This window comes from Streptomyces sp. NPDC032198 (assembly GCF_040636975.1).
Taxonomy (GTDB): domain Bacteria; phylum Actinomycetota; class Actinomycetes; order Streptomycetales; family Streptomycetaceae; genus Streptomyces.
Genome location: NZ_JBEZVL010000007.1, coordinates 306,572 through 329,581, shown reverse-complemented (window position 1 = coordinate 329,581; position 23,010 = coordinate 306,572). Strand labels below are relative to the sequence as shown.

Genomic DNA, 23,010 nt, shown 5'->3' with positions numbered 1-23,010 from the left:
TTTTAGACATGCCTGGACAGGTTCATAAGCATCATCGCGTCGCGCACGTACTCGCCGACGAGATCCGCGCCGGGGTGCACGCCGACGGCAGCCGTCTCCCCGGTGAACACGCCCTGCGGGAGCGGTTCGGGGTCAGCCGCACCACCGTGCGGCAGGCGCTGAGCGCGCTCGGCGAGCAGGGGCTCATCGAGACGCACGCCGGGATCGGTTCGATCGTCACGTTCGACGGGACCCCGCTCGACCAGCAGCTCGGCTGGACCCGGGCGCTCGCCGACCAGGGCACCGAACTCTCCACGGACACCCTGCGCTTCGAGAGGACCGCCGACCCGGAGCTCGCCGCCGAACTCGGTCTGACGGACGTGCGCTTCATCGCCCTCGACCGCGTCAGGCGGCTGCCCGACGGCGCCGGCGTCTCCCTGGAGCGCAGCCGCGTCCCTGCGGTGCCCGCCCTCGCCGACCTGCCCGAACGCGGCCTCGACGGCGGCTCCCTCAACCGGACCCTGCTGGCCGCGGGCCACATCGCCGCGTCCAGCGACGCCCACATCACGGTGTCCGGCCTCGGCGGCCAGGACGCGGAGCTCCTTCACCGCTCCCCCGGCGCATCGTTCATCCGGCTCGCCCAGGTCTTCCGCGACGCCGATGGGGAGGTCGTGGAGCAGGTGACGAGCCTGCTCGACCCTGCCCGGTTCCAACTGCACGTACGCACCGGCCGAGGAGGCCACTCGTGACCACCGCACCGCCCGACCTTCTCGACCGCGCGCTCGGCGCCTTCTACGGACTCGCGCTGGGCGACGCCCTGGGCATGCCGACCCAGGTCATGTCCCGCGAGGAGGTCGTCCGCGTCTACGGCACCCTCACCGGGTTCGAACCCGCCCGGGACGACAACCCGGTGAGCGCGGGCATGCCCGCCGGTGCCGTCACCGACGACACCGACCAGGCGGTCATCGTGGCGCGGCTGCTCGTCGAGGGCGGCGGCCACGTCGACCCGCTGCGGTTCGCCGACGAACTCCTCTCCTGGGAGCGGGAGATGAAGGCCAAGGGCTCCTTCGACCTGCTCGGCCCGTCCACCAAGGCCGCCCTGGACGCCGTCGCGGGCGGCACCGACCCCAAGGAGGCGGGCAGGTACGGCACCACCAACGGCGCCGCGATGCGCGTCACCCCGGTCGGCATCGCCTTCGCCGCCGATCCGCTGCCGGACTTCCTCGACCGGGTCGTGGAGTCCTGCCAGGTCACCCATGACACGAACATCGGCATCGCGGGCGCCGCGGCCGTCGCCGCGGCGGTGAGCACGGGCGTCGCGGGCGGCACGCTCGACGAGGCGTTCCGGGCCGCGACCGCCGCCGCCGAGGCCGGTGCCCGGCGCGGCAACTGGATCGCAGGCGCCGACATCGCCGCCCGCGTCGCCTGGGCCCGCGAGCTGGTGGACGGCCTGGACGAGGCCACGGCCCTCGACCGCATCGTCGCGCTCATCGGCACCAGCGTCGCAAGCCAGGAGTCGGTGCCCGCCGCGTTCGCGGTGCTCGCGCTGACCGGCGGAGATCCCTGGCGCAGCGCGCTCCTCGCCGCGAACCTCGGCGGCGACAGCGACACCATCGGCGCGATCGCGGGCGCGGTCGCCGGATCGGTGCGCGGGCTCTCCGGGCTGCCCGCCGATGCCGTACGCACCCTTCGTACGGTCAACAGCCTCGAACTGGAGCCGCTGACGGCCCAGTTGCTCACCCACCGCTGAATCTCCCCGTCCAGGACCCCCGCTTCCCCGCCCCACGTATCGCGCAAGGAGGTTCCGTCATGACCGCTTCGACGAAGAACGTGTCGGTCGGCACCGTAGAGACCCGAGGGATCGAGCCGGTCCCCGACAGTGAGCGTCACGGCCACGCGGGCCAGATGTTCTGGACCTGGTTCGCCGCCAACATCTCGATCCTGGGGCTGCCGCTCGGGGCGACGCTCGTCGCCTTTCGCGGACTGAACATCTGGCAGGCCGCGCTGGTCGCGATCGTCGGCTCGTTCGGATCGTTCGCGCTGGTGGGGGCGTTGAGCCTGGCGGGCAAGAAGGGCGGGGCGCCCGCGCTGACGCTCTCCCGCGCGGTGTTCGGGCAGCGCGGCAACGCGGGCCCGACCCTGGTCTCCTGGCTGAGCCGGGTCGGCTGGGAGACGATCACCACGACCACGGCGGCGTACGCGCTCCTCGCGCTGCTCGGGGTGGCCTTCGGAGTCGACAAGAACTCCTTCCTGACGGTGCTCTGCCTGCTGGTCTTCATCGCCTGCACGCTGCTGATCAGCGGCCTCGGGCACACCACGATCATGTGGATCAACAAGTGGGCGACGGTCCTCTTCGGCGTACTGAACCTGATCGTGATGGGCTTCCTGGTCGCGACCGTCGACTGGTCGAAGGTCCTCGAAGCCCCGGCCGGACCGAGCAGCGGTGTCATCGCGGGCATCGGCTTCATCGCCGCGGGCACGGGCATCGGCTGGGCCAACGCCGGTGCGGACTACGCCCGTTACCTCCCTCGTGCGATCCCGGGGCGCCGCCTGGTCACCGCGTCCGCGTTCGGCGCGGGCATCCCGCTGGTGCTGCTCATCTCGCTGGGCTCGCTCCTGACGGCGGGCGACCCCTCGCTCGCCACCTCGTCCGACCCGGTCTCCGCGATCAACGCGATGCTGCCGTCCTGGATGGCGATCCCGTATCTGATCGCGGCCTTCGGCGGCCTGCTGATGTCGAACCACCTGTCGACGTACTCGGCGGGCCTCACCATGATCACGCTGGGCCTTCGGGTGCCGCGGGCCTGGGCCGTGGTCATCGACATCGTGCTGATGTTCCTCGGCGGCATCTACTTCATGCTGATCGCGGACGATTTCTACGGGCCCTTCTCGACCTTCCTGACGCTGCTCGCCGTGCCGATCTCCGCCTGGATCGGGGTGATCGCGGTCGACATGCTGCGGGGCCGCGACTACGACCCCGAGGGCCTGATGGACACCTCGCGGACCAGCCGCTACTGGTACAACGGCGGCTTCCGGCTGTCCGCCGTGCTCGCCTGGGTGGCGGCGATCGTCTCGGGGCTGTTGTTCACCACCGCCGGTACGGGCGCGGACGACGTGTGGTTCTCCGGGCCGCTGGCCGACACCTGGCCCGGCGCCAACGGCCTCGGCTGGGCGGTCTCGATAGGGGTGGGCGCGGCGGTGTACGCCCTCTTCGGCGGACGCGACGCCCCGTCAACTCCCGTCTTGGCCCCCACACTTGAGGAGTCCACCCGATGAGCACCACCGCACCGTCGCCTCGCCTCGTCCTCGCGGGGAACGTCATCGCCGACCTCGTCATCGAGGTCCCCGCGCTGCCCGAACGGGGCGGCGACGTGATCGGCTCCCGTACGGAGCTGTACGCGGGCGGCGGCTTCAACGCCCTGACGGCGGCGCGGCGCCTCGGCGCCGAGGCGGTGTACGCGGGGCTGCACGGGACCGGTCCCTACGGCGACCTCGTCCGCCGCTCCCTCGCAGACGAGAGCGTCGAGACCCTGCATCCGGTCCGTACGGACGGGGACACGGGGTTCTGTGTGGCGCTGGTCGATGCCGGGGGCGAGCGGACGTTCGTGACCAGTTTCGGCGTGGACGCGCGGATGACGGCCGCGGAGACGGCCGCCGTCGCGGACGCGCTGCGGCCCGGCGACACGGTCCAGCTCTCCGGGTACAGCCTCGTGATGGAGACCAACGGCCCGCTGCTCTCCGCGTTCGCGGCGCGGCTGCCGTCCGATGTGCGCGTCTGTTTCGACCCGGCGCCGCTGGTCGCCGACATCCCCGCCGCCGTCCTCGATCCGGTCCTTGCCCGGACCGACTGGCTGAGCTGCAATGCGCGGGAGGCCCGCCTGATGACGGGCGTCTCCCTTCCGCGGGAGGCGGCGGCCGAACTGCGCGGGCGGCTCGCGCCGGGGGCCGGGGTGCTCGTGCGGGCCGACAAGGACGGGTGCTGGCTGGCTGCGCCGGGCGCGGACGGGGTGGTGCACGTCCCCGGTTTCCCGGTCGACGCCGTGGACAGCAATGGGGCGGGGGATGCCCATGTGGGCGCGTTCCTGGCCCTGTTGGGGCGGGGCCTCGATCCGCTGACGGCGGCGCGCGGCGCGAACGCGGCGGCGGCCTGTGCGGTGACCCGGCGGGGTCCGGCCACGGCGCCGGGTCTTGCGGAGCTGGTGGCGTTTCTGGGGGACGACCCCCTGGGCGGGCTGCTGGGCCGAGAAACCATGTGACCGGATCCCCAGGAACTGGGCCCGCAGTCGCTTGCCCTGGTCGTCGCAGGGCAGTTCGGCGGCCTTGTGGTGGGCGAGGACGTCACGGGTGGCCTGGCGCTCGACCTCGGTGATGCCGTCGAACGGCCGGTCCACGTCCCGGATGATGCGCAGGGTCGTCGTGAGCAGCGCGGTGATCACGGTGATGGTGAGGGTGGCGAGCAGGAACCAGAAGATGGCGCCGGGGATGCTGGCGGTCGCCTGGGTGAGGCGTTCCTCCCGCTCGCCGGAGCGTCTGTGGTCGGCGGCGACCAGCATCCCGACGCCGGACGGGCTGGAGAATCCAGCCCGTCCGGCGTGGTGAGGACGTCAGTGCTCGTTCGAGGCCAGGCGCAGCAAGTGGTCCGCCAGTGCCTGGCCTCCCGTGGCCTCCCGGCTGATCAGCATCAGGGTGTCGTCGCCCGCGATCGTGCCCAGGATGTCGTGCAGCTCCGCCTGGTCGATCGCCGAGGCGAGGAACTGTGCCGCGCCCGGCGGGGTGCGCACGACGACCAGGTTGGCCGAGGCCTCCGCGGAGATCAGGAGTTCCGCGGAGAGGCGGCGCATCCGCTCCTCCTTGGCGGACTCCCCCAGCGGCGCCCGAGGCGTGCGGAAGCCGCCCTCGCTGGGCACCGCGTAGATGAGGTCGCCCTCGGCATTGCGGATCTTCACCGCGTTCAGCTCGTCCAGGTCCCGCGAGAGCGTCGCCTGGGTGACCGTGAGGCCGTCGTCGGCGAGCAGCTTCGCGAGCTGGCTCTGGGAGCGGACCGGCTGCCGGTTGAGGATGTCCACGATCCGGCGGTGGCGTGCGGTGCGGGTCTGCGGCACAGCGGGCCCGGCGTGATCCGGGTGTTCCGCGTGCTCGTTGCCTTGCGCCTGGCTCATCGTCGTCTCATTCTCCGGATCGTCCGTCCCCGTCGGCCGCGGTGGCCTGGTCAAGCACGCCGGGCAGGGCCCGCAGGAGCGCGTCCACCTCGTCGTCGCGCACGTTCAGCGGTGGCATCAGCCGTACGACATCGGGGGCGGGCACGTTCACCAGGAAGCCGGCGTCCTGAGCCGCCTGCTGCGCCTGGGGCGCGAGCGGCTCGGTGAGCACGATACCCAGCAGCAGGCCCGCGCCCCGGACATGGCCCACGAGCGGGTGGCCGAGCGACTCGATTCCGCCACGCAGCTTCTCGCTCGCCCGCTTCACGTTCTCCAGGAGCCCGTCCGCCTCGATCGTGTCGAGTACGGCGAGCCCCGCGGCGCAGGCCACCGGGTTCCCGCCGAACGTCGTTCCGTGGTGACCGGGTTTGAAGAGTTCCGCCGCCGCGCCGAACGCGACCGTCGCGCCGAGCGGCAGGCCACCGCCGAGACCCTTCGCGAGCGTGACGACGTCGGGTTCCACGCCCTCGTGCGCGAGGTACTCGAACCAGTGGCCGGTACGGCCGATTCCGGTCTGCACCTCGTCGAGGACGAGGAGGGTTCCGGTGGCCGTGGTGATCTCGCGGGCGGCCTTGAGGTAGCCCGCGGGCGGCACGATCACGCCGTTCTCGCCCTGGATGGGCTCGATGACGACCAGGGCGGTCTCTTCGGTGGCCGCTGCCCGCAGGGCCTCGACGTCGCCGTACGGGACGTGCGTGACGTCGCCGGGCAGTGGCAGGAACGGCTCCTGCTTGGCGGGCTGGCCGGTGAGCGCGAGCGCCCCCATGGTGCGGCCGTGGAAGCCGCCCTCGGTGGCGACCATGTGCGAACGCCCGGTCAGCCGGCCGATCTTGAAGGCGCCTTCGTTGGCCTCGGCACCGGAGTTGCAGAAGTACACCCGGCCCGGACGCCCGAAGAGCTGGAGCAACCGCTCGGCGAGCGCGACCGGCGGCTCGGCGACGAAGAGATTCGAGACATGGCCGAGGGAGGCGATCTGGGTGCTGACCGCCTCGACGACCGCCGGGTGGGCGTGGCCGAGGGCGTTGACCGCGATGCCGCCGACGAAGTCGACGTATTCCTTGCCGTCGGCGTCCCACAGCTTGCTGCCCACGCCGCGGACGAGGGGCAGCTTGGGCGTGCCGTAGTTGTCCATCAGCGCGTCCTGCCAGCGCTGCGTCAGCTCCTGGTTTCCCGTCACGACCGCACATCCCCCTCTGCGTCGGGCACGACCATCGTGCCGATGCCCTCGTCGGTGAAGATCTCCAGCAGGATCGAGTGCTGGACCCGTCCGTCGATCACGCGGGCCGTCTCGACGCCGTTGCGCACGGCGTGCAGGCAGCCCTCCATCTTGGGGACCATGCCGCTGGCCAGCTCGGGAAGGAGCTTCTCCAGCTCCTTCGCGGTCAGGCGGCTAATCACCTCGTCGCTGTTCGGCCAGTCCTCGTAGAGCCCCTCGACGTCCGTGAGGACCATCAGGGTCTCTGCGTCCAGCGCAGCCGCAAGTGCCGCAGCCGCCGTATCAGCATTGACGTTGTAGACATGTCCGTCATCCTGTGAACGGGCGATCGAGGAGACGACCGGGATACGGCCGTCGGCGAGCAGGGCCTCGATGGCGCCGGTGTCGATCTCGGTGATCTCGCCGACGCGGCCGATGTCGACCAACTCGCCCTCGATGCGGGGCTGATGCTTGGTGGCGGTGATGGTGTGCGCGTCCTCGCCGGTGAGGCCGACGGCGAGCGGGCCGTGCTGGTTGAGCAGTCCGACCAGCTCGCGCTGGACCTGGCCCGCGAGCACCATGCGTACGACGTCCATGGCGTCCTCGGTGGTGACCCGCAGGCCCGCCTTGAACTCGCTGACGATGCCGTGCCGGTCCAGGGCCGCGCTGATCTGCGGTCCGCCGCCGTGCACGACGACGGGCCTGAGGCCCGCGTGGTGCAGGAACACGACGTCCTGCGCGAACGCGGCCTTCAGCTCCTCGTCGACCATGGCGTTGCCGCCGAACTTGATGACGACGGTCTTGCCGCGGTGCCGGGTCAGCCAGGGCAGCGCCTCGATGAGGATCTGCGCCTTGGGGAGCGCGGTGTGCTTCCGCGCGGTCGGATTGCCGCTCGTGTTGCCGTTCGTGTTGCCGCTCATGAGGAGTACGCGCTGTTCTCGTGGACGTAGTCGGCGGTGAGGTCGTTGGCCCAGATCACGACGGGCTCGGCGGTGCCGGCCGCGAGATCCGCGGTGATCCGGATCTCGCGGTACCGCATGTCGACGAGGTCGCGGTCCTCGCCCACGCTGCCGTTCTTGCAGACCCAGACGCCGTTGATGGCGACGTTCAGCAGGTCGGGCTCGAAGGCGGCCTTCGTGGTGCCGATGGCGGAGAGCACCCGGCCCCAGTTGGGGTCCTCGCCGTGGAGGGCGCACTTGAGGAGGTTGTTGCGGGCGATGGAGCGGCCCACCTCGACGGCGTCGTCCTCGGAGGCGGCGTTGACCACCTCGATCCGGATGTCCTTGCTCGCGCCCTCGGCGTCGCCGATGAGCTGGCGGGCGAGGTCGTCGCAGACCGTACGGACGGCCTCGGCGAACGCGGCGTACTCCGGGGCGACGTGTGAGGCACCGGAGGCGAGCAGGAGCACGGTGTCGTTCGTCGACATGCAGCCGTCGGAGTCGACGCGGTCGAAGGTGACCTTCGTGGCGTCCCGCAGCGCCTTGTCCAGGACGTCCGCTTCGAGATCGGCGTCCGTGGTGAGGACGACGAGCATCGTGGCGAGTCCGGGGGCGAGCATGCCCGCACCCTTGGCCATGCCGCCGACCGTCCACCCGTCCCCGGTGACCACGGCCGTCTTGTGCACGCTGTCGGTGGTCTTGATGGCGATGGCGGCCTTCTCGCCGCCGTGCGCGGAGAGTTCACCGGCCGCGGCCTCGACGCCCGGCAGGAGCTTGTCCATGGGGAGCGTGACGCCGATGAGTCCCGTCGACGCGACGGCGACCTCGCCCGCGTTCAGGTCCAGGGTCTCGGCGACCTTCTCGGCGGTGGCGTGGGTGTCCTGGAAGCCCTGGGGGCCCGTACAGGCGTTGGCGCCGCCGGAGTTGAGGACGACGGCCGAGATGAGCCCGCCCTTGACGACCTGCTCCGACCAGAGGACGGGGGCGGCCTTGACGCGGTTGGAGGTGAAGACGCCCGCGGCGGCCAGGCGGGGCCCGGTGTTGACCACGAGGGCCAGGTCCGGGTTGCCGTTCTCCTTGATTCCGGCGGCGATGCCCGCCGCCGTGAATCCCTGTGCTGCCGTGACGCTCACGGTGCCACTCCGATCGTGGTGAGCCCGGTGGCCTCGTCGAGGCCGAGGGCGATGTTCATGCTCTGCAGGGCGCCACCCGCGGTGCCCTTGGTCAGGTTGTCGATGGCGCTGATCACGATGACGCGGCCCGCGGCCTCGTCGTACGCGACCTGGATCTGTACGGCGTTCGAGCCGTACACGGCGGCGGTCGCGGGCCACTGCCCCTCGGGGAGCAGGTGCACGAACGGTTCGTCCGCGTAGGCCTTCTCGTACGCGGCCCGCACGGACTCGGCGGTGACGCCCTGCGTCGCCTTCGCGCTGCACGTGGCGAGGATGCCGCGGGGCATCGGGGCCAGCGTGGGCGTGAAGGAGACGGTGACGGGGCTGCCCGCGGCGGCCGACAGGTTCTGGATCATCTCCGGGGTGTGCCGGTGGACGCCGCCCACGCCGTACGGCGACATGGAGCCCATGACCTCGGAGCCCAGCAGATGCGGCTTGGCCGCCTTGCCCGCGCCCGAGGTCCCGGAAGCGGCGACGACGACCGCTTCGGCCTCGGCGAGCCCGGCGGCGTACGCGGGAAAGAGCGCGAGCGACACGGCGGTCGGATAGCAGCCGGGCACCGCGATGCGCTTGGACCCCTCGAGGGCCGCGCGCGCTCCCGGCAGCTCGGGCAGGCCGTAGGGCCAGGTCCCGGCGTGCTCGCTGCCGTAGAACTTCTCCCAGTCGGCCGCGTCCTTCAGCCGGAAGTCCGCGCCCATGTCGACGACGAGGACGTCCGGGCCGAGCTGCTCGGCGACGGCGGCGGACTGGCCGTGGGGCAGGGCGAGGAAGACGACATCGTGTCCGGCGAGGACCTCGGCGGTGGTCGGCTCCAGGACGCGGTCGGCGAGCGGCATCAGGTGCGGCTGCAGCGCGCCCAGGCGCTGGCCCGCGTTCGAGTTGCCGGTCAGGGCGCCGATCTCCACCTCGGGGTGGACGAGCAGCAGACGCAGCAATTCACCGCCCGCGTACCCACTCGCTCCCGCCACTGCTGCGCGTACCGCCATGGAACCCTCCTCCTAGATGGCATGACTATACGTATCAGCGCAGTTTTATGCAACGAGGTTCCGGTGCCGCCGCCCCGGTTGACCTTGTCACCGTGTCAAGGTCTTCACTGCTCGCCAAGGAGGTGGTCACGATGACGATCACGCGACAGGACACGGATGCGGTACGAGCGCTCCAGGGGCTGCTTCAGGGGTTGGCGGACGAGCGTTCGTCCGTGCGGCTGCGGGCCGCCCTGGCGGTCGGCACGACGCCCGGCCCGCGCTTCGTCGACCGGCTCGTCGAGCGCTGCGCGGTCGAGCCCGAGTTCTTCGTCCGCGACATGCTGACCTGGGCGCTCACCCGCCACCCGGTGTCCATGACGCTTCCCCGGCTGCTCCGTGAGGTCCGCTCGGAGGGGGCGCAGGCACGGAGTCAGGCGCTGCACACCTTGTCCAAGATCGGGGACCGGCGGGCGTGGCCGGCGATCACACCCGCGCTTCTGTCCGACGCCGACGACGAGGTGGCGCGCAGCGCCTGGCGGACCGCGGTGGTCCTCGTGCCGGAGGGCGAGGAGGGCGCGCTGGCCACGGCGTTGGCGACGCAGCTCGGGCGAGGTGGGCGGGAGACGCAGGTGAGCCTCAGCCGGGCGCTGGTCGGCCTGGGGGAAGTGATCGCGCCGGTTCTCCTTGCCGCGGCGAAGGGCCCCGACCCGCGCGTGCGCACGCATGCGCTCGCCACCCAACGGCTGCTGCGCGACCCCGACACCGGGTTCGAGGCCGCGATCGAGGAGGCGAAGCGCGTCGTGGCTCTCGGCGGGCCCGGCCAGGAGGGACGATAGGGCGTGTTGATCGGTGAGGTGGCGCGACGGTCCGGGGTCAGTGCCCGCATGCTCCGGCACTACGAGTCGCTCGGTCTGGTGCGCCCTTCGGGCCGTACCGGATCCGGCTACCGGGAGTACTCCGCGGCGGACATCCGGCAGATCTTCCAGATCGAGAGCCTGCGGTCACTGGGGCTTTCGCTGCGCGAGATCGGCCGCGCGCTCGACGATCCCGGCTTCACGCCCTCAGCGCTCGTCGACGACCTCATCCGTCAGACGCGCGAACGCGTCGCGGCGGAGACCGAGCTGCTCACGCGGCTGCGCCGGATCGATGCCGCGGACCCCGCCGGCTGGGAGGACGTCCTCCAGATCGTGGCGCTCCTCCAGGCGCTGGGATCCAAGAGCGCCGACACGCGCCAGCGCGCGGCCCTGACCTCCGTCGACGAGGTTCCGGTACCGGTGGAGGCCCTGGTCGAGGCGGCACTGAGCGAGCGGGATCCGAACGTCGCCGGGGCCCTCCGATGGGCGCTGGCGCGATCGGGCGACCGCGGCACCGCCCTGCTGGCGAAGGGCCTCGGTTCACCGGCGGCCGCGGTACGGGAACGCGCCGTCCGGTCCCTCGCCGAGATGCCCGGCGGTGCGGCCGCCGCGCACCTGCGGGACGCCCTCGCGCACTCCGACACCGTGGTCCGCGGGTGCGCGGCTCTGGCACTCGGGGCACGTGGGGTGGCCGATGCGGTCCCGACGCTCGTCGACATGATCGTGGAGGGAAGGAACGACACCGACGCGGCCGATGCGCTGAGCGTGCTGGCGAGCGACACCGCGATGGCGGACCAGATCGCGGCGAGGCTCGTCGACCGCCTCACCCTCGACACCACCGCAGCGCCCGCCCGCGGACGGCTGACCCAGGCGCTTGCGGGCATCCCGGGGGCCAGGGCGTCGGGCGCCCTCGTGGAGCTGTCGCACGACACGGACCGTGCCGTCGCGCTGACCGCGGCGTACCTCCTTCAGCTGCGCGACGCACGATGACGTATCTCGCCCCGGGTGCCGTGCAAGCGGCCCGCGGGGAAAAAACTCGGCGACTCGGTCCCGGACGGCGATGAGTTCGCGCGGCGGCAGGGGTCAATAGAGGCAGCCGCACACCACGCCGTACGACAGGAGAGAGTCATGACCCGGATCACGCCCAGCCTCTGGTTCGACGAGCAGGGCGAGGACGCCGCCACGTTCTACGTCTCGGTGTTCCCGAACTCGAAGATCACGAACGTCTCCTACTACGGCGAGGCCGGGCCGCGGCCCGCCGGGACCGTGCTCACCGTCGAGTTCGAGCTCGACGGGCAGCAGTTCCTGGCGCTCAACGGCGGCCCCCAGTTCACCTTCAACGAAGCGGTCTCCTTCACGATCGACTGCGCCGACCAGGAGGAGGTCGACCACTACTGGACGAAGCTCTCCGAGGGCGGCGAGGAAGGCCCCTGCGGCTGGCTCAAGGACAAGTTCGGTCTCTCCTGGCAGGTTGTCCCCGCCGCCATGGGCGAGCTGATGTCCGACCCCGACCGAGGGCGGGCGCAGCGCGCCATGACGGCCATGCTCGGCATGAAGAAGCTCGACGTGGCGGCGCTGTACGCGGCGGCGGACGGGACGTGACCGCCGCGACGCCGGCCTCAACGTGGGCCTCAACGCCCGCAGAAATGGTTTGACTTGGAGTCGACTCCAACTCCTAGGGTCGGAGCCGACCGCCCTGAAAAGGGCATTCGGCTCCACCTGGAGGTACCGGCATGACCAGCATTCCCACCCGCCGTCTCGGAGCACTGACCGTCTCGGCGCAGGGACTCGGCTGCATGGGGATGAGCCACGCGTACGGCGCCTCGGACGACGCGCAGTCGATCGCGACGCTGCACCGCGCACTCGACCTCGGCGTCACCCTGCTCGACACCTCCGACTTCTACGGCGCGGGGCACAACGAAGAGCTGATCGGCCGTGCGCTGGCCGGCCGGCGCGAGCAGGCCGTCGTCGCCACGAAGTTCGGCTTCGCCAACCGCCTCGGCGAGTCGACGCGGATCAGGGGCGACGCCGCGTACGTACGCGAGGCGTGCGACGCTTCGCTGCGGCGGCTCGGGACCGACCACATCGACCTGTACTACCTGCACCGCGTCGACCGGGACGTGCCCATCGAGGAGACGGTCGGCGCGATGGCCGAGCTCGTCGAGGCCGGGAAGGTACGCCATCTCGGGCTCTCCGAGGCGAGCGCGCGGACGATCCGGCGGGCGCACGCGGTGCATCCGATCGCCGCGCTGCAGAGCGAGTGGTCGCTCTGGACGCGGGACCTGGAGGCGGAGATCGCGCCGGTCTGCCGGGAGCTCGGCATCGGGGTCGTGCCGTTCTCGCCGCTCGGCCGTGGCTTCCTGACCGGGCGCTACACCTCGGTCGCCGGTCTCCAGGAAGGGGACATGCGGCGCGAGCAGCCGCGGTTCGCCGACGGGAACCTGGAGCGGAACCTGCCCATCGTGGCCGCCCTCGACAAGCTCGCCGAGGAGAAGGGCGTCACCGCGGGGCAGCTCGCCCTGGCCTGGGTGCAGCACCGCGGCGACCACGTGGTGCCGATCCCCGGCACGCGCCGGGAGAAGTACCTCACGGAGAACCTGGGCGCGCTGGCCATCGAGCTCTCCGCCGACGAGCTCGCGGCGATCGACGCGGCGGCGCCCGCGGATGCGGTCGCCGGGACCCGGTACGACGAGAACAGCCTCGGGTTCGTCGACAAGTAGACATCCCGGGGCGGAGAGCGGGGCAGGGCGCCGCGTAACCTGCGGACATGCCCTTTCCGGATGAAGCAGCCGAGGCCTTTCACGGCGTGCCGGACGTGCTGGCGTATCTGGCCGGGACATGGCAGGTGGAGCGGACGGCGCGGGATGTGGCGGGCAACGCGGAGGGCCACTTCTCGGGCACGACGGCGTTCACCGCGTCCGGGGACGGCGGCCTCCTGCACCACGAGTCCGGCATCTTCACCTGGCGCGGCACCCCGCGCCCCGCCGAACGCACCCTGCGCTTCCTGCCGGGCGACGGACCGGGCACCGCACGCGTCCTGTTCGCCGACGGCCGCCCCTTTCACGACCTGGACCTGCGCACCGGCAGGCACACCGCCGACCATCCGTGCGCGCTCGACCTCTACCGGGGCGAGTTCGAGGTGTACGACGAGCAGCGCTGGCGGATGCGGTGGCGGGTCGCGGGCCCCGCCAAGGACCTGATCCTCACGACGTCGTACACCCGACACGACCCCACACCGCCGCACACGACTCAGCCACATCGTCCGTCTCCGGAAAGTCCGGACGGGTAGCGATCCGCACGGCTTCCGGGGCACGTCTCCCAGCGCGGATCCCTCGGACGCCATCGCGGTGGCCGAGCCCGCGGTGGTCCGGGCGGCGCTCGTCTACGCCCTGAAGGCGCCCGCCCGGGGTGCCGCGAAGCCGACCGCTCACTGCCGGCCGAGCGCCATCCACTTCTCCGGGTCTTCGAGCGCGCTGAATCCGACCTTCTCGTACACGCCGTGCGCATCGGCCGTAGCCAGCAGAATCCGCCGCAGACCGCACGGCTCCAGGTGGTCCCTGACCCCCGCCACGAGCGCGCTCCCGAAGCCCTTGCCGCGCACCGACCGGTCGACGTACACGTCACAGAGCCAGGCGAAGGTCGTGTGGTCCGTGACCACACGGGCATACGCGACCTGCTCGCCGGAAGTCACCTCGTATACCCCGAAGTTGAGCGATCCGGCGATCGCCCGGTCCTGCTTCTCGCGGGATCTGCCCCTCGCCCAGTACGCGTCCGTGGAGAGCCACTGATGGACGCGGGCGGCGTCGAGGCGGGCGGTCTCGGTGGACATCTCGTACCCGGCGGGCAGCGTGTGCGGTGCGTCAGTCATGGCGGCAAGCCTCGCAGCCGCCCCGCCCGGCGGCCTCAGCGGGCGGAGTCCCACACCTCGTCGCACGCGCCGCGGAGCCTGCGCACGCCTTCGGTGATCTCCCCGACCCCCGCGACCGCCGCGAAGCTCATCCGCAGGTACGCCGCCGGGGGTTCGGCCGCGAAGTACGGGCGGCCGGGGGCCACCGCGACGCCCGCGCGCAGCGCCGCGCCCGTCAGTGCCGCCTCATCCGCGCCGTCGGGCAGGCGCAGCCACAGGAGGTAGCCGCCCGCGGGGATGTGCGGCAGGGCCAGTTCGGGCAGATGGAGGCGCAGGGCCGCGGACATCGCGTCCCTGCGGTCCTTCAACTCGCCCGCCACATGCCGCAGATGGCGCGGCCAGGCCGGGGAGCCGACCAGTTCGAGCGCCGCTTCCTGGAGCGGTCTCGGCACGAAGAAGTGGTCGACGACCTGGATGGCGCGTAGCCGCTCCAGGACCGGTCCGCGCGCGGCGAGCGCGCTCACCCGGAAGCTCGGCGACGTGGCCTTGGTCAGCGAGCAGACGTGCACGACGACCCCGTCGGGGTCGTCGGACTGCAGGGGCCTGGGCAGCGGCCCCGCGTCCTCGTGGACGAGGCGGCGCACGAAGTCGTCCTCGATGACGAAGGCCCCGGCCTCGCGGGCGATGCGCAGGACCTCCGGGCGGCGCTCCGCGGAGAGCACCGCCCCCGTCGGGTTCTGGAACAGCGGCTGGCAGACGAAGACCCGTGCCCCCGTGGCCTTGAACGCCGCGGCGAGCAGCTGAGGGCGTACGCCGTCCACGTCCACCGGCACCGGGACCGGCCGCAGCCCCGCCGCGCGGGCGATGGCCAGCATGCCGGGATACGTCGGCGACTCGACCAGGACGGGAGCGCCCGGCGGGGCGAGCGCCCGCAGCGCCGTGGTGAGCCCGCTCTGGCCGCCCGCGGTGATCAGCACCTCCGCGGCCGTGATCGCCCCGCCGATGCCCCGCGCGAACCACTCCCGCAGCTCGGGGAGCCCGTCGATCGGCGGTCTCCCCCACGCGCCGGGCCGCCGCCCCGCCCGCGCCAGGGCCGCCGCCATCGCGCGCTCGGGCTGCAGCGAGGGGTGCAGATAGCCGCCGTTGAACTCGATGACGCCGGGCGACGGCGCCGCGAGCGTGACCAGGACCCCGGAGGCGTCCACCGCGCGCGGGACCAGCTCCGTCGCCGCGTCGGCGCTCAGCGCCACCTCCTGCCACGAGGTGTCGCCCGCCGGTGCGGCGGCGGCCTGCGGTTCGGCGCGGAAGACCCCGGCGCCGGGCTGGGTGACGACAAGACCCTCGGCGGCGAGCTGCCCCAGGGCCCGCGACACGGTCACCGGGCTCACCCTGAACCGGTCGACCAGCGCCCGACTCGACGGCAGCTTTCCACCAGGTGAGTAGCGGTCCAGCTCATCCCGCAACCGTTTTGCCAAATCAGCCACACTGCTACCCTCATGCATGACAGCACAGGATAGCGCTACTCGCCCGAGCCGGATAGCAGTCACCGCCCCCGCAAACACCGGTGCCGGCCCCGCGCAGCACGGCCCCGCACAGCATGGCTCCCGCCGCGCCGGCACCGTCATGGCCGCGCTCGGCGTCACCGCCTTCTCGCTCACCTTTCCCTCCACCGCCTGGGGCCTGGAGGGCATCGGCCCCTGGTCGTTCGTGGCCCTGCGCTGCGTCCTGAGCGCGGTCATCGCGGGCGGCGCCCTGCTCGCCCTGCGCGTTCCGCTGCCCGCCCGCCGCCACTGGGCCGGGCTCGCGGTCGTCGCCGCCGGGGTCGTCATCGGCTTCCCGCTACTCACCACGCTCGCCCTGCAGACCTCCACCACCGCCCACGCGGCCGTGGTCGTCGGCCTGCTCCCGCTGACGACCGCCGTGTTCTCGGTGCTGCGCACCGGGGCGCGGCCCTCGCGGGGTTTCTGGGCCGCCGCCCTCGCGGGCGCGGCAGCGGTGATCGCGTTCACGGTCCAGCAGAGCGGCGGCGCCCTGTCGACCGCCGATCTCTACCTCTTCGCCTCGCTCCTCATCTGCGCGGCCGGTTACACCGAGGGTGGCCGTCTCGCCCGCGAGATGCCGGGCTGGCAGGTCATCGGCTGGGCGCTGATCCTGTGCCTGCCGCTCGCCGTGGCGGGGGCGGCCGTCGCCCTGCAGTACGAGCCCTTCCAGCTCACCGGGCACAGCACCGCGGGACTGCTCTACGCCGCCATCGGTTCGCAGTTCCTCGGCCTGGTCGTCTGGTACCGCGGCATGGCCGCGATCGGCGTGCCCAAGGCCAGCCAGCTCCAGCTCGCGCAGCCGCTGCTCACGCTGGTCTGGTCGGTCTTCCTGCTCGGCGAGCACCTCACGCCTGCCGCGCCGCTGACCGCCGCCGCCGTCCTCGTGTGCATCGGGGTCACCCAACGGGCACGCGGCTAGACCCTGACGGCCGGGCCTCAGGTTCCGCCACCAGCCGTACACTTGCGGCCACGGAAGGCAACCGCAGGGTGGGACGAGGAGGTCGCTCCAGATGCGTGCAACCGTAGGCGAGAAGCTGGTGCTGCACGGCAGGACCGTCGGGCAGCACGACCGGATCGCGGAGATCGTCGAGGTGCTGGGAGCGGACGGCGGCCCACCGTTCCGTGTCCGCTTCGAGGACGGCCACGAGACGCTGCTGTCACCGGGCCCCGACACCGTCGTACGGCATCAGGACCCGGCCCCGTAACGCCGGGCCGGCTTCGGGCCGGGTGGGGAGCCCCGGTCAGCGGGGCGGCTTGGCCGTCTTCTGGTAGTGGTCGGCGACCACGCGTGCCATCGCGCCGATCTTGTCCACGCCCACCTCCTTCGCCGAGAAGTACACGTGCCCGCGCGCCTCGGGGAACTGCTTGGCGTACGTGAGGTGGCGGGACAGCTCGGCGGGGTCCTGCCAGGCGGCGGGCTGCGCGGGATCGCCCGCCTTGTAGAGGGCCTCCCCCACGTACAGCCGCACGCCCGTGTCCCTGACGACGTCGGCCCACCAGGGCAGCAGCTTGCCGTAGTCCGCGACGGTGAAGCCGATGTTCCAGTAGAGCTGCGGGCAGATGTAGTCGAGCCAGCCCTTCTTGACCCAGCCACGGGTGTCGGCGTGCAGATTGTCGTAGGTCTGCACACCGGCCTGCGTGTCCGAACCGAGCGGATCGGTCGAGGCGTTGCGCCAGACCCCGAACGGGCTGATCCCGAACTGAACGTGCTTGCGGACCTTCTTCACCCGCGCACCCATCTCGCGCACCAGGCGGTCGATGTTGTCGCGCCGCCAGGCGGCCCGGTCCGGGAAGCCGCCGCCGTAGCGAGCGAAGGCGTCGTCGTCGTCGAAGACCTGCCCGGCGACCGGATACGGGTAGAAGTAGTCGTCCCAATGCACGGCGTCGATGGCGTAGTGGCGCACGGCGTCGAGCATCGCGTCCTGGCAGAAGCGCCGCACCTCCGGCAGACCGGGGTTGTAGTAGAGCTTCCCGCCGTACGGCACGACCCAGTCGGGGTGCAGCCGCGCGGGGTGGGTCGGGACGAGGCGTGAGGGGTCCGTGTGGTTGGCGATGCGGAAAGGGTTGAACCAGGCGTGCAGTTCGAGGCCCCTGCGGTGCGCCTCGGTCACGGCGGTGCCCAGCGGGTCCCAGCCGGGATGCTTGCCCTGCACGCCGGTCAGGCACTCCGCCCACGGCTCGTACGGCGAGGGCCACAACGCGTCGGCGGTGGGGCGCACTTGGAAGACCACGGCGTTCAGCCGGCGCCGTACGGCCGTGTCGAGGTGGCCGATCAGCTCCGCGCGCTGCTCGGCGGCCGGGAGTCCGGGCTTGGAGGGCCAGTCACGGTTGGCGACGGTCGCCAGCCACATGCCCCTCAGCTCACGACGCGAACGGGCCCTCTCGGGCACGGCCGCCGCGTCGCCCGCGGCTGTGAGCCCCGCCACCATCGCGGCTGCCGCAATCGTGAACCCTCGGCGTGACATACGCCTCATCCGCTTGCCCCCTGGCCTCTGTATCCGCCGGAACCGCAGTGCTGTCGGGGACAGCATGCCCGACCCGGCACGTCATGCACCTGAGGTTCCGGAGTAACGTTCACCGCTGGGGCAGAGACCACACCCATACGGGGGCCTGCCCGCCCGTTGATCAGCGAAAGGCACGAGGTGACCGACTCTATGCCCGACATCGCACGCGTCGGAGTAGTGGGCTGTGGCCAGATGGGCGCCGGGATCGCGGAGGTCTGCGCCCGCTCCGGACTGGATGTGATGGTCGCGGAGACCACCGGCGAGGCCCTGGAGATCGGCCGCACCCGGCTCTACAACTCCCTCTCCAAGGCCGCCGAGCGCGGCAAGATCTCGGAGGAGGAGCGGGACGAGACGCTCGCCCGCCTCAGCTTCACGACCGACCTCGGGGAGTTCTCCGACCGCGACCTCGTCATCGAGGCCGTCGTCGAGAACGAGGCGGTCAAGACCGAGATCTTCCAGGTGCTCGACCAGGTGGTGACCCGGCAGGACGCGATCCTCGCCTCCAACACCTCGTCCATCCCGCTGGTGAAGCTGGCCGTCGCGACGTCCCGCCCCGACGCCGTCATCGGCATCCACTTCTTCAACCCCGCCCCGGTGCAGCAGCTCGTCGAGCTGATTCCCGCGCTCACGACGTCCGAGGGGACGATCAGCCGCGCGCAGTCGATGGTCGAGAAGATCCTCGGCAAGCACGCGATCCGCGCCCAGGACCGCTCGGGCTTCGTGGTCAATGCGCTGCTCATCCCGTATCTGCTCTCCGCGATCCGGATGTTCGAGTCGGGCATCGCGAGCCGCGAGGACATCGACAACGGCATGGAGATGGGCTGCGCCCACCCGATGGGTCCGCTCAAGCTCGCCGACCTGATCGGCCTCGACACCGTCGCCTCGGTCGCCGACTCCATGTACGCCGAGTACAAGGAGCCGCTGTACGCCGCTCCCCCGCTGCTGCAGCGGATGGTGGACGCGGGCCGGCTCGGCCGCAAGTCCGGCTCGGGCTTCTACCCGTACGCCTGACACGGCTCACACCGGCATCCAGGACTTCGCACCGCACGCGGGCCCGGCACTCGATCGAGTGCCGGGCCCGCGGCGTTCACACACCGTGTGCGCCATGGGCTCGCATATGCCCTTCGCACACTCTCCCATCCCGGCCACCAGGCGAGTTGACTTTCTGTGCGCAGCAGGGGGATCGACAGCTACAGAGAGGAGCGGACCAGTGACCGCCGACCCCGAGCATCGCGTGGTCCCGCAAGAACTCGCCGAGTTACGCCGCAGCTTGGACGTGGGTCTGACCCGCGTCGACGGACAGCTGGCGTTGCTCACCCAACACGACGAGCAAAGCGTCAAGAGCCAGGATGAACTGACCGTAAGGATCACCGCACTCGAGCACACTCGATGGCCGCTGCCCGCCCTTGTCGCCCTTACGGCGGTAGGTGCGCTTGCCGTGGCGATCTGGCAGGCCATCGGCCGTTAGTGCGCGTCCTGGCCAAGACGCAGGTGGTGCAGGAGGAGTAGCGCCGCCGCCATGTTGGCGGCGGGTACTTCTCCGCGGGCCACCATGTCAGGGACGAGTTTGAGTGGGACCCACTCACGGCGGTCGGACTCGAAGTCGTCCTCGGGATGACCGATGTAGGTGCCCTCATCCGACCAGTAGATGTGGTGCACGGCGTCGGTGAGCCCATTGGACGGCTCGACACTCAGCAGGTGTCGTAACGGGCCCGGCCGCCAGCCGGTCTCCTCCTCCATTTCCCGGGCGGCCGCGTAGGCGAGATCCTCGCCGTCCTCGACGACGCCTGCCGCGAGTTCCCAGCCCCAGCTGTCCGTGATGAAGCGGTGCCGCCAGAGCAGCAGCACCTCGTTGGCCTCATTGACGACGGTGGCCACGGCGACGGGCCGCAGCCGTATCAGGAAGTGATCGAGGTGACGGCCGTCGGGCAGTTCCACATCTGCCAGATTGACCGTGAACCATCGATTTCCATACACAGTTTGTTCGCTTTGTTTCGTCCACTGCACGGTTCTGCCACCTTCCGCCGAGTAGATGGCAATATCGCAGCAGGAGGGCGATCAGAGCAGCGTGTGAACGGCGTCGGGCTTCAGCGCGCGCCGCGGGTGGTCGCTGTCGTACGTGCGGTGCGCATCACAGGGGTACGCGCAGCGCCCCGTCGATGAGTTCGGCCGCCTCGGCCGTGCCCGCGCAGTCGCTGCGGACCAGATGTTCCCGCACGGCCCGCAGCCGGTCGCGCAGCCGTTGGGACTCCATCCCCCGTGCCTGTTCTGCCATTTCCACTGCTGTGGCCACGGCCTCGTCGGTGTTCCCCTGGCGCAGTTCGATCTGGCTGAGCATGGCGAGCCGATGGACCCGGCCCCGGTCGTGCGCCGGGGTGTCCACCGCCGCCGCCGCATGCTCGTGCGCTCCCGTGAGGTCGCCGAGGCTGAGCAGTGCCTCCGCCACCTGTACGTTGACGAGCCCGGGCTGGACATAGCCGGTCTCGTCCGGCTCGCGCCCGCGCCGGATGCGGTCGGCGGCGACCTCCGCACGCCGGATGCAGGACAGCGCGCTGCTGCCGTCGCCCAGGTGCGCGTACGACTTGGCCTGCATGGCGTAGAGATCGGACGCGAGGGCCGGGGTGAGTTCGCGCCCCGCGGCGCGCAGCGCGGCCTCCGCGAAGGCCACCGCCTGGCGGTACTCGCGCATGAACAGCGACTGGTTGACCAGGAGCGCGATGACGTAGGCCCCAAGTCCCCGGTCCCCGCTGGCCTTTGCCAGCCGCAGCGCCTGGTGGAAGTAGCGCTGGGCCAGGCCGTGCGCGTCCGAGTCATAGGCGCAGATTCCCGCGATGGCCACCAACCCGCCGGTGGATCTGTGCAGTTGGCGCCCCGTCTCGTCGGTGTAGCTGCCCCGCAGCAGAGGCGCCGCCTCGGCGTTGAGGAAGCCGACGATGCGGGTGCGGGTCGCGATGCCGCCGGTCTTGCGGTACATCTGCTCGTAGTGGGCGCGGGCCGCGCGCATCATGTCGATGTCGGCCGTGCTCACCGGGTGCCTGCCGCCGCGTGAGACGTCCACGTCCTCGGGCGGGTTCTCCCACTCCCAGACGGGCATCACCGCGGGTGTTCCCGTGACCGCGGGGGCGCCGAGGAGGTGCGGGCGCTGCTGTTCGTCCGAGCGCCACAGGGCCGTGGCCCGCTCCACGAACCCGGAGAGGGTCGAGGCCGCGGAGCCACGTCCCACCGCGGGCAGCCCCGGCACGCCGAGGCCGATGTCGTCGAGGGTGACGGTGCGCTGGAGACGCCCCGCGAGCACCTCGCAGATCAGGTCGGGCACCTGGCCGCGCGGGCGCTGGCCCTTCAACCACCTTGATACGGCGGTGTGTTCGTACCGCAGGGCGAGGCCTCGCCTCTTCCCTGCCTGATTGACGTGGGCAGCCAGGCCCGCGTGGGAGATTCCTGCCTCGTCGAGGATCGCGTCGAGCAGGGTATTGGGCTGCATGGAGGCCCTCCGGTGGCTCGGTGTGGACAGCGTAGTAGAGGTGACTTCACACGGGGTGTGAACGGAACGCCCGAATCCGGGGGGTGTGCGCTCTGCCGTCGCCACTCCCGTCACGCTTGACTGGGATTCCTCAATAGGAGGCCGGCCGGGTCGCCGGCTCCCCCTCGAAAAGTGCGGCGGCCCTCACCGGCGCCGTCCGCCCCGCCGTCTGCCCGACAACTCCAGGGCGGGGTCGGGCGGCGCATGGCCGGCGGAGGTTGACGGTGCGTCACGTCATGGTGCTTTCCCGGCGCACCGTCTCCCCCTGCTGTACCGGCACCCGCCGCCGGTCGTTGCGCAGCACGAGGAGCGCCGCGTCGTCGGTGGGCAACCGGCCCGCGTGGCGCAGGAGTTGGGCGTACACCGCGCGGATCACGGTCTGGGGCGCGACCGGCGGGACCCGCACCGCTTCGGTGAGCGCCGCCTGGAGCGGGAAGAACCGTCCGGCCGCGTCCCGGGTGTCCTCCATGCCGTCCGTGTGCAGGGCGAGCGCCTCCCCCGGAAGGAGTGGCCCGCAGTGCAGCAGCGGCAGTTCGACGGGGAGCGGGAACGGGCCGAGCGGCGGCAGCGGCTCCCCGGCACTGACCGGCTCGGCCCGCCCCCTCAGGCGGTAGGGCCACGGGTGGCCGCAGTTGAGCGCGGTCATCCCGCCGTCCGGGCCGATCTCCATCAGGAGTACGGTGACGAACTCCTCGGCCGCCGGGCTGTCCGGCGCGGGAGCGCCGTTCGCCGGGTGCTCGGCCCGCGACCGCTCCCGCAGATGCCGCCCGAGGGAACGCTCCAACTTCCGCAGGACGTGCGGCAGTTCGGTCTCCTCGTGCGCCGCCTCGCGGAAGCTGCCGAGCACGGCGGCGGCCGTGCTGATGGCGGTCAGGCCGTGCCCGCGCACATCGCCCATGACGATGCGGACCCCGTGGTCGGTGGCCACCACCTCGTACAGATCCCCGCCGACGGAGGCGCCGCGCGACGCGGAGAGCCGCCCGGCGGCGACCGTGAGGCCCTCGACGCGTGGCGGCAGCGGGCGCAGCAGGGCGTTCTGCGCGGCGCCCGCGACCTCGCGGAGCTGACGCAGCTCCCGGAGCAGCGTGCCGCGGACATGCAATATCAGACCGGCGCCGACCGCGAAGAAGACCGCGCTGGTGATGATCCGCGCCTCCAGGCCGTCCTGCCGGGCGAGCGGACAGACCAGCTTGTACGTGACGGCCGCCGCACCCCACACCGCGGGCAGACCGAGCGTGAGGACACGCCGGATCCGCGGCGGGTCCAGGCGGGACACCCGCTTTCCGGTCCTCGTCCG

General features: G+C 71.7%; 25 protein-coding genes. 14 read left to right on the top strand and 11 right to left on the bottom strand.

Going from position 1 to position 23,010, the window contains the following annotated elements:
- The first annotated feature begins 8 nt into the window (after nt 1-8).
- The 5 genes from AB0E78_RS20945 (at nt 9) to AB0E78_RS20925 (ending at nt 4,578) form a co-directional block, all read left to right on the top strand.
- Nucleotides 9-728, top strand: coding sequence for a GntR family transcriptional regulator (locus AB0E78_RS20945; RefSeq protein ID WP_361834354.1), 720 nt, complete (start codon nt 9-11; stop codon nt 726-728).
- On the top strand, nt 725-1,729 hold the full coding sequence (locus AB0E78_RS20940; protein WP_361834351.1) for an ADP-ribosylglycohydrolase family protein: 1,005 nt from the start codon (nt 725-727) through the stop codon (nt 1,727-1,729). Before AB0E78_RS20945 ends, AB0E78_RS20940 begins: the two co-directional genes overlap by 4 nt.
- 59 nt (nt 1,730-1,788) lie before the next feature.
- A complete protein-coding gene (locus AB0E78_RS20935) occupies nt 1,789-3,255 on the top strand; it encodes a cytosine permease (RefSeq protein WP_361834349.1) in 1,467 nt (488 codons plus the stop codon).
- Entirely contained in the window at nt 3,252-4,235 is a 984-nt protein-coding gene (locus AB0E78_RS20930; protein ID WP_361834348.1) for a PfkB family carbohydrate kinase, read from the top strand. The genes AB0E78_RS20935 and AB0E78_RS20930 overlap by 4 nt, the downstream gene beginning before the upstream one ends.
- Nucleotides 4,236-4,323: 88 nt before the next feature.
- Nucleotides 4,324-4,578, top strand: a complete 255-nt coding sequence (locus AB0E78_RS20925; RefSeq protein ID WP_361834345.1) for a hypothetical protein — start codon at nt 4,324-4,326, stop codon at nt 4,576-4,578.
- A gap of 5 nt (nt 4,579-4,583) precedes the next feature.
- On the opposite strand, the gene AB0E78_RS20920 is transcribed toward AB0E78_RS20925, so the two are convergent.
- Genes AB0E78_RS20920 through argC form a run of 5 tightly spaced genes read right to left on the bottom strand, consistent with a single transcriptional unit; the run spans nt 4,584 to nt 9,468 of the window.
- On the bottom strand, nt 4,584-5,138 hold the full coding sequence (locus tag AB0E78_RS20920; RefSeq protein ID WP_361834342.1) for an arginine repressor: 555 nt from the start codon (nt 5,136-5,138) through the stop codon (nt 4,584-4,586).
- Nucleotides 5,139-5,145: 7 nt separating this feature from the next.
- The gene (locus AB0E78_RS20915; protein ID WP_361834340.1) at nt 5,146-6,354 is read right to left on the bottom strand and encodes an acetylornithine transaminase; all 1,209 of its coding nucleotides are present in this window, start codon (nt 6,352-6,354) and stop codon (nt 5,146-5,148) included.
- On the bottom strand, nt 6,351-7,292 hold the full coding sequence (gene argB, locus AB0E78_RS20910) for an acetylglutamate kinase (RefSeq protein WP_361834337.1): 942 nt from the start codon (nt 7,290-7,292) through the stop codon (nt 6,351-6,353). Before argB ends, AB0E78_RS20915 begins: the two co-directional genes overlap by 4 nt.
- Nucleotides 7,289-8,443 carry a bifunctional glutamate N-acetyltransferase/amino-acid acetyltransferase ArgJ gene (argJ, locus tag AB0E78_RS20905; RefSeq protein WP_361834334.1) on the bottom strand — a complete coding sequence of 385 codons (1,155 nt, stop codon included), beginning with the start codon at nt 8,441-8,443 and terminating at the stop codon, nt 7,289-7,291. Before argJ ends, argB begins: the two co-directional genes overlap by 4 nt.
- Complete coding sequence (gene argC / locus AB0E78_RS20900; RefSeq protein WP_361834332.1) at nt 8,440-9,468, bottom strand: N-acetyl-gamma-glutamyl-phosphate reductase; 1,029 nt, start codon at nt 9,466-9,468, stop codon at nt 8,440-8,442. Before argC ends, argJ begins: the two co-directional genes overlap by 4 nt.
- Before the next feature lie 131 nt (nt 9,469-9,599).
- Between argC and AB0E78_RS20895 the strand changes: the two genes are divergently transcribed.
- From AB0E78_RS20895 to AB0E78_RS20875, 5 genes are all read left to right on the top strand, one after another.
- Nucleotides 9,600-10,283 (top strand): HEAT repeat domain-containing protein, encoded by a 684-nt coding sequence (locus tag AB0E78_RS20895; protein ID WP_361834329.1) that lies wholly within the window; start codon nt 9,600-9,602, stop codon nt 10,281-10,283.
- A gap of 3 nt (nt 10,284-10,286) precedes the next feature.
- A complete protein-coding gene (locus AB0E78_RS20890; protein WP_361834326.1) occupies nt 10,287-11,291 on the top strand; it encodes a MerR family transcriptional regulator in 1,005 nt (334 codons plus the stop codon).
- 138 nt (nt 11,292-11,429) lie between these two features.
- On the top strand, nt 11,430-11,903 hold the full coding sequence (locus AB0E78_RS20885; RefSeq protein ID WP_361834323.1) for a VOC family protein: 474 nt from the start codon (nt 11,430-11,432) through the stop codon (nt 11,901-11,903).
- Between the two features lie 131 nt (nt 11,904-12,034).
- A complete protein-coding gene (locus tag AB0E78_RS20880) occupies nt 12,035-13,021 on the top strand; it encodes an aldo/keto reductase (protein ID WP_361834321.1) in 987 nt (328 codons plus the stop codon).
- A 47-nt stretch (nt 13,022-13,068) separates the two neighbouring features.
- Nucleotides 13,069-13,590 (top strand): DUF6314 family protein, encoded by a 522-nt coding sequence (locus AB0E78_RS20875; RefSeq protein ID WP_361834320.1) that lies wholly within the window; start codon nt 13,069-13,071, stop codon nt 13,588-13,590.
- Between the two features lie 138 nt (nt 13,591-13,728).
- Here AB0E78_RS20875 and AB0E78_RS20870 read toward each other — a convergent pair whose 3' ends face one another.
- Nucleotides 13,729-14,169 carry a GNAT family N-acetyltransferase gene (locus tag AB0E78_RS20870; protein ID WP_361834318.1) on the bottom strand — a complete coding sequence of 147 codons (441 nt, stop codon included), beginning with the start codon at nt 14,167-14,169 and terminating at the stop codon, nt 13,729-13,731.
- A 35-nt stretch (nt 14,170-14,204) separates the two neighbouring features.
- Nucleotides 14,205-15,650, bottom strand: a complete 1,446-nt coding sequence (locus AB0E78_RS20865; RefSeq protein ID WP_361834315.1) for a PLP-dependent aminotransferase family protein — start codon at nt 15,648-15,650, stop codon at nt 14,205-14,207.
- On the opposite strand from AB0E78_RS20865, the gene AB0E78_RS20860 reads away from it, so the two are divergent.
- Together AB0E78_RS20860 and AB0E78_RS20855 are read left to right on the top strand one after the other, a co-directional pair.
- Nucleotides 15,649-16,608, top strand: coding sequence for a DMT family transporter (locus AB0E78_RS20860; protein WP_361834312.1), 960 nt, complete (start codon nt 15,649-15,651; stop codon nt 16,606-16,608). The genes AB0E78_RS20865 and AB0E78_RS20860 overlap by 2 nt on opposite strands.
- A 91-nt stretch (nt 16,609-16,699) precedes the next feature.
- Complete coding sequence (locus AB0E78_RS20855; protein WP_361834310.1) at nt 16,700-16,894, top strand: DUF1918 domain-containing protein; 195 nt, start codon at nt 16,700-16,702, stop codon at nt 16,892-16,894.
- 36 nt (nt 16,895-16,930) lie between these two features.
- On the opposite strand, the gene AB0E78_RS20850 is transcribed toward AB0E78_RS20855, so the two are convergent.
- Nucleotides 16,931-18,163 (bottom strand): family 10 glycosylhydrolase, encoded by a 1,233-nt coding sequence (locus tag AB0E78_RS20850; protein WP_361834307.1) that lies wholly within the window; start codon nt 18,161-18,163, stop codon nt 16,931-16,933.
- Nucleotides 18,164-18,343: 180 nt separating this feature from the next.
- Here AB0E78_RS20850 and AB0E78_RS20845 point away from each other — a divergent pair, with 180 nt between their 5' ends.
- Together AB0E78_RS20845 and AB0E78_RS20840 are read left to right on the top strand one after the other, a co-directional pair.
- Complete coding sequence (locus AB0E78_RS20845) at nt 18,344-19,204, top strand: 3-hydroxybutyryl-CoA dehydrogenase (RefSeq protein WP_361834304.1); 861 nt, start codon at nt 18,344-18,346, stop codon at nt 19,202-19,204.
- A 199-nt stretch (nt 19,205-19,403) separates the two neighbouring features.
- On the top strand, nt 19,404-19,661 hold the full coding sequence (locus AB0E78_RS20840; protein ID WP_361834302.1) for a hypothetical protein: 258 nt from the start codon (nt 19,404-19,406) through the stop codon (nt 19,659-19,661).
- Here the strand turns inward: AB0E78_RS20840 and AB0E78_RS20835 are convergent.
- From AB0E78_RS20835 to AB0E78_RS20825, 3 genes are all read right to left on the bottom strand, one after another.
- Nucleotides 19,658-20,200, bottom strand: a complete 543-nt coding sequence (locus tag AB0E78_RS20835) for an NUDIX hydrolase (protein WP_361834300.1) — start codon at nt 20,198-20,200, stop codon at nt 19,658-19,660. The two genes, AB0E78_RS20840 and AB0E78_RS20835, sit on opposite strands and share 4 nt — an antisense overlap.
- A gap of 124 nt (nt 20,201-20,324) precedes the next feature.
- On the bottom strand, nt 20,325-21,674 hold the full coding sequence (locus tag AB0E78_RS20830) for a transcriptional regulator (RefSeq protein ID WP_361834297.1): 1,350 nt from the start codon (nt 21,672-21,674) through the stop codon (nt 20,325-20,327).
- Between the two features lie 268 nt (nt 21,675-21,942).
- Nucleotides 21,943-22,932, bottom strand: coding sequence for a PP2C family protein-serine/threonine phosphatase (locus AB0E78_RS20825; RefSeq protein ID WP_361834683.1), 990 nt, complete (start codon nt 22,930-22,932; stop codon nt 21,943-21,945).
- Nucleotides 22,933-23,010 lie beyond the last annotated feature (78 nt).